Origin of the sequence: Desulfosporosinus sp. OT, assembly GCF_000224515.1 — a bacterium.
Taxonomy (GTDB): Bacteria; Bacillota; Desulfitobacteriia; order Desulfitobacteriales; family Desulfitobacteriaceae; genus Desulfosporosinus.
Genome location: NZ_AGAF01000063.1, coordinates 1 through 6048 on the forward strand (window position 1 = coordinate 1; position 6048 = coordinate 6048).

The 6048-nt window shown below is 33.1% G+C and carries 8 protein-coding genes; all 8 read right to left on the minus strand.

Translation table 11 applies throughout. The annotated features are described in order from the left end of the window. Nucleotides 1-146: 146 nt before the first annotated feature. The 8 genes from DOT_RS31690 to DOT_RS05445 all read right to left on the minus strand — a co-directional run bounded on the left by DOT_RS31690 (nt 147) and on the right by DOT_RS05445 (nt 6009). Complete coding sequence (locus DOT_RS31690) at nt 147-797, minus strand: hypothetical protein (RefSeq protein WP_009615319.1); 651 nt, start codon at nt 795-797, stop codon at nt 147-149. Nucleotides 798-971: 174 nt separating this feature from the next. Continuing rightward, complete coding sequence (locus DOT_RS05415) at nt 972-1367, minus strand: hypothetical protein (protein WP_009615320.1); 396 nt, start codon at nt 1365-1367, stop codon at nt 972-974. Between the two features lie 707 nt (nt 1368-2074). Next, on the minus strand, nt 2075-2425 hold the full coding sequence (locus DOT_RS05420; RefSeq protein ID WP_040411328.1) for a hypothetical protein: 351 nt from the start codon (nt 2423-2425) through the stop codon (nt 2075-2077). A 117-nt stretch (nt 2426-2542) separates the two neighbouring features. Further along, nucleotides 2543-2956: a GNAT family N-acetyltransferase gene (locus DOT_RS05425; RefSeq protein ID WP_242833777.1), complete on the minus strand. Its 414-nt coding sequence runs from the start codon at nt 2954-2956 to the stop codon at nt 2543-2545. Between the two features lie 128 nt (nt 2957-3084). Then, nucleotides 3085-3627, minus strand: a complete 543-nt coding sequence (locus tag DOT_RS05430) for a BsuPI-related putative proteinase inhibitor (protein ID WP_009615322.1) — start codon at nt 3625-3627, stop codon at nt 3085-3087. A gap of 196 nt (nt 3628-3823) precedes the next feature. Then, complete coding sequence (locus tag DOT_RS27710; RefSeq protein WP_009615323.1) at nt 3824-4249, minus strand: HTH domain-containing protein; 426 nt, start codon at nt 4247-4249, stop codon at nt 3824-3826. Between the two features lie 183 nt (nt 4250-4432). Beyond that, nucleotides 4433-5131: a hypothetical protein gene (locus tag DOT_RS05440; protein ID WP_009615324.1), complete on the minus strand. Its 699-nt coding sequence runs from the start codon at nt 5129-5131 to the stop codon at nt 4433-4435. A 260-nt stretch (nt 5132-5391) separates the two neighbouring features. After that, entirely contained in the window at nt 5392-6009 is a 618-nt protein-coding gene (locus DOT_RS05445; protein ID WP_009615326.1) for a dienelactone hydrolase family protein, read from the minus strand. Nucleotides 6010-6048: the final 39 nt, after the last annotated feature.

Consider the following 6048-nt stretch of genomic DNA (forward strand, 5'->3'; position numbering starts at 1 on the left):
CTGATTATTCTACGGATGCAAAATCCAATGCGAACTACGCCAGGCCATTTTCCCCTTATTATAAGTAAATAAGCACAGGCATCCAACCCGGTCATCGGATTGTTTACCTGTGCTTTTATAGTACCAATGCGTAATTAAGGTCACGACTAATTTAAGCTGATACTTGATAAAAATAAATCATTTCTATTATCATTGTCAGGATTAATCTCACTAAATGCGAATTCAATAGTAACATGGTGTACCTTATCTATATATAACATAGCGTAACCATCCCCACTACCCATAAAATTTCGCCAAGTCTTTTTGGAATAATTTCCACCGTAAGCTTTTTGTATATCGGAAAACGATGAGCTTGACCCTATATTTCTATTTGTATTAAATTTTGTATTGCTTGTTTTATCTGAGTAATTAACTCTTATTCCTACTACATGATTGTTTTTATCTACTTGAACATCTACATAATACGGTTCATTATAAAATAATAAGCTCCTCTCTCCTTTATCACTAGTAATTTCTTCTGATAACTTTCCAAATTCTTTTTCTAAGTATGTTTTGTCTACAGGTTGCATAATATTAATACCTGCTAGACTCTCGTTTTCTAAATCAGTGCTTTTTACAAATGTGTAATTGTTATTAAAAACGATTGTTAAAACTATAGTAAAAATACCAATTATACTTGCTAATATAAGTACATAAATCTTCTTCATGTTTCTCTCACTTTCACATTCTATCAATGAGGCATGAGATAAGAATAATCTGAAGCAAGGGTTAGTATCTGATACTACTTTAATTTCCAAAAGAAATTTTTTCAGCTTCCTCCAGAGACAAATGTAAACCAGTTTTTTGACAGGTTTCGTACCACTTTTTAGTAAAATACTTCATTGCAATAATCTCCTCTCTATTAGGATACTCCTACATTAGGTAACAAATAAGAATTTTGCGAATTAACTGTTGAAAGTAATTCGAATATTCTACACCGAAGGACTTCGACCACTCCAAAAATCAATCAATCTATCCCACCACTTTTTGGACTCAGGTTTAAGATATTCATGAAAAATCTCTGGGTTTAAATCAATATTTCCTGCTACATTCTGAATACCCTCTAATAATCCAATAGTAGCAGCTTCTTTAACGAAATCATCCCCATCAATATGAAGTCTTTCAATTACTTCAAACACATCAGGAAATTCTGCTAAACTTTTTCCTTTATAAAGATTAACTAGATGCACCGCAAATTCGCCAAGGTCAACATAAAGAAGCTGTTCTTCCCCAGGCTGGTAGCTATAATCAAAATACTCTTTCCAGGGTTCTTTGAAAGAGGGGCAAGCGTTTAAAAGCATCTCCATCACTTGATGTTTTAATATCACGGTAAAACCTCCGTTTATCGGTGGTGAAAGAAACAAGACGAAAAGTACAGTTTAAGAATTAGCTGAAGTAGATTCAACGGACATAAGTCTATAAAGTGTCCATCATCAAACAGGAATAAGTAAAATAAAGGGAAATTTATTATTGATAGCGAATAATTTATTAAACAACCTATTTCAAACAAGTCATCAGGAGTTTGGGTCGTCAAAAAGTATTTTATAAGTAACGATTGCTTGCTTGGTGGAAATAGGCTATTTATGTGAAGGTTGCATAGAATAATTCAGAAGGTAAATTATAATATTTGTTTCTTCAATATTATTTATTAACGCAGGAATAGAAAGTGGTAATTTATGGATATTGTATTAACGCAATAATGAACAAAAATATAATGCTGAGTTGCTTGAAAATTAAACCAATTCAAATTATGGATAGGAGGTAATTATAAATGCAACATAAAATAAGTGACAAATTATTAGGTCTCTATAATTTGCTTTTAGTTTTAGCTTGTTTGACCTAAATCAAGTTTAATCATATTCATGTATGAACTTGGTTTGCCAGTAATCCTTTGAATACCGTCCAACACAAGGTGGGACGGCATTTTTTACTGAAGTCATTTATTGCCTCCTCTAGCAATTGGGCACTTTTATGCTTTCGGTTCAGATTATCCTATTGATGGTAACCAGTATAAGAATTATGTTATTACCTAACCTCATATACCATAATGAATGACATATTTGTTTTCTGAGATTGCCTTTCGTCGCAATGTTAGTAAATCAATCAATTCTTTTGATGATTTAAAACGATTATCAGTTGATACAATGTTACAAAATGGCTCCAATGATTCAGGAGGGATAAGTGTAACACCATATCTTGCGAGTGCAGATGCTGGTCTGTTGTAGCTATGGAAATAAGTATTGATTTTTGTTAGATTATTCCACCAATCATCTATAAAATCATCATCATCAATAGCAACCAAATGATATTTCTCAGGCTCATAGTCAGAGTAATCTTTATTCTTTTCAAATTCGTCTATAATACCGAATTGAGCAACACAAGGCATAATATCACCCTTCTAAAATTCTTGCTTACATTATCTACAATGCCTTTCATCCAACTCTGGGATGGGGTCGCATTTGTACTGATGGATTTAAGAATAATCGCAGTCAGCTTTATCCAATTAAATAATCTGATTGGTATGGATACTTGGCAAAAGCAGTTCTATGTTTCTAAAACCTAATTTCTTGTAGAACTCTTCATTCCCAAATGTCGATGTTAAATGGATACAAAGATGCTGGTTTTCCTTTTGTAATTCTGTAATTAAACCCCTGCCTATCCCTAGCCTCTGATATTCTGGCAAAACTCCAACGTTAAAAATCATCCCATAACAAATTCCATCAGATAACAATCTGGCCGCACCAACCAGATTGTCATTATTCCAAGCGGTGACTACTTTATAGCTATGTTCAAAAGCAGTACGTATTTTATCGTAATCTTTTTCTTTTCCGTACCCTGCAACTAACCCACCAAAATCATATCGATGGAATAGTTGGTTCCAATCAATGTTATTCAAACCTACACTATACGTAAGCATTATTACTATACACTTCGCCTTTCAAAGGTCGCTCAAAAGGTTTTTATTACCTAAATACGCCGGATGTCGGCATCTGCTGGAATGGAAGTGTTAGAAATGGTTAGAAGCCTATTTAGAGATGGAAAGATTTAATTAAGTCGGATACTATTGACATTAACATTTCCATTTTTTATCTCTAATTGCCCTTTTAAGTAAGGAACATCTTTTAGCTTTTCTGATGTAGAATAAAACTCGAAGTTATAACTTCCATCACTAATCTTCTTCGGTAGACTTTCATACCAAATGTCATAGCCTTGCCCAACATAATTTTTATCTCCATTAGCTTTTAGTAGTTGATGAGTTTCCCAATTATTTTTAGCAGAATTTGGATTATCTTTATAATCGTCAAATACTACATTTCCGTCCTTTGTCAATATGAAATCAAATGTATGGGTATTGGGAAATATTAGTTCAATATCTTTAGATGTGTTATTAATTATCAGAAATTTCATCATAGATTTACTATAAGTTATGTCTAATGAATATTCCAAATTTCTTTTTACTGGATTGCTCACCGTCCCACTACTTGTGCTACTTGATTTTTCAAAGTCAACTTGGACATTAGTCTTTAAACTACAACCCATAAAGCTTAAAGATAACAATAATGCAAGTACCCAAAAGAACTTTTTCATTTTGATGCCTCCATCATTTGGATTTAGCTTTCATTCATTATCCTATTCTACAGTTCTTACCAATTGACCTTTCTAAAAAGCACAATTTTTACAATTACTACTTTTACTAATAATGCTATATGCCGTCCAACACAGGAGTGTTGTCGGAATTTGAACTGATAGGTTTAAGAATACTGTGCAGTATCTCTCCCTGAAATTATATTTTTGGCTCAACTGCTTTGAATATAAATCTTAATGTCATAATGACAGATGCAAGTCTATACTTTATCTCAATTGGTACTGTGTTAGTGCCATTAATAAAATCTAAAACATCCTGCTCTTTGATTTTAGCAAATTTAGCAATAGTATTAGCACTTAGCTTATGCACTTCAATAAGCACTTCTAAAAATGCTTTGAATTTAAAATCTGGTTCTTCATTTACAATATTGTCTAACATTAGCAGTAAGAACATAAAAGAATGATATTCATGGCCTGTTGGTATTTCAAACTTATGTCCATCATTTTTTACTCCCAACAAATTCGATAGGCATTCTGTGCTCATTCCGAAATCGCCCGTCAATGTACTCAATATTTCTTCTACCTCATTAAACCCTATCATCTTAATCTTAACCATCTCTGGCATTATTTCACCTCGGAATTTCAAAGTTGAAAAGTTAATGTACTACACATTCTACGAATGCGGCTTTAATTGATCTAATCAGATCAAGGCTCTGTCTCAACATATAGTTGATTATTAACAACTTTATATAGTGCGTTCACGCCCTCATTCATCGCTCCGCTAAAAGCTTACCCTTTTCACCACAAGTTATCTAGCAAATGTCTTTTCATCCTGTTCATTAAAAAGTACCAATGTGGGAGTACTCATGCTTCCTGACATATGTAAATCACTTGAATTATCAGCATATGCTTCTATCTCAAATGTACGAGCCTCCCCTGGGTTCAACTCAAATGTTTCCATTGTGTTATCCTTATCTTTTAAAACCAAACCATTCCCGAAGAAACGTTTTAAGTCATCATTGGTACTAGGCGATTTTATCTCCATATGGAATGTTACAGGTCTCTTGCCATGGTTAGTTAAATTTATCTCGGCAGAAATTATTATTCTACCATCATCACCGCCCTTGAAATTACATGAGCTAATTCCTTTATCATATTCAATAGAGTTAATCCCTGTAGAAAATCTCATAACTAATTGTTTACCTGCATATGTAATTGGCAACCAACATAATACCAAAATTAGTGTAATAATATTCAGTCTATTAGCTAATTTAGCAGATGCTGATTCTAACGAAAACTTTAAACAGATGGCTCCTCCAAGCAATAATAGCAGAAAAGCTATTACACTATAATGTGTCCCTGATAAACCGTTCGACCAGGGTGGTTGATTTAGAAACTTAAAAATATAATCCCCTATTGTCCATCCGTTAGAAAATTGAATCATAGATGCTAACGAAACGAGAATCATGATAAACGAGAAAATTGTTCCAACGGCCCATCTCTTCATTCTTCCACCTCAAATCACAGAGTCCATAATCACATTATATGCAAACAGTAATCAGCGTCGGTCTGCAAGTAACCTCTAAATTCTATCAATTCTCCGTCGGGACCGACAAATACTACTCTACGCCAACCTTCTCTTTGCTGAGGCATCCCAATTTAACGAAGATTGACTCGTAAATATCCCCACCCTATAAATTGAATTCAGTTATCAAAACCGATTTGTATATGGACTTTACGTAGTACAGCTAATAAGAAAAATGCGTATCAACTCCATTTAATATTTTTTCTTACTTTTTCTAAAAAAGTATACGCTAATCTTTCCGCGTCTTTACATGACTGTTCACAATAATTCTTATTAAATGGGTCACTAAACCCATGCTTTCCACTTAATACATGAATACCAATATTCTTTTCTTGTAATGAATTGATTAGTTCTTTTACATTTAATGACTTCTCTTCATGAGAGAAAAGGAGCAACACAGGACACTTAGGGGTAACACCAATATAATCTCTTATTCGTGAACCATAATATCCAATAACACCATCACAAATATTATTTTCGTTACTGCATAACCATGCAATTGTGGCACCTATACTGAAACCTACTAAAAAAACAGATTTATACTGTGTCCTAGTTTGTAATATAAATTTCTTGACTTTCTGATATGCCGATTCGAACCCAATATTCTCCATAAAGTGCAGATACGCTACTTTTTCTTGATTATAGCTAAAAGGTTGGCTAGTATTTATTAAATCAGGACAAACAACATCATAGCCGTTCATACTAAAATGGTCGCAGGTTATTTTTATATATTGGTTAATCCCATATATTTCATGTAAAACTATTATTACGGTATCAGAATCATTTTTAATAGTTAGCATTATTTCCTCCTAAAGTTGTCAAGGCTTATTTCTTATTAC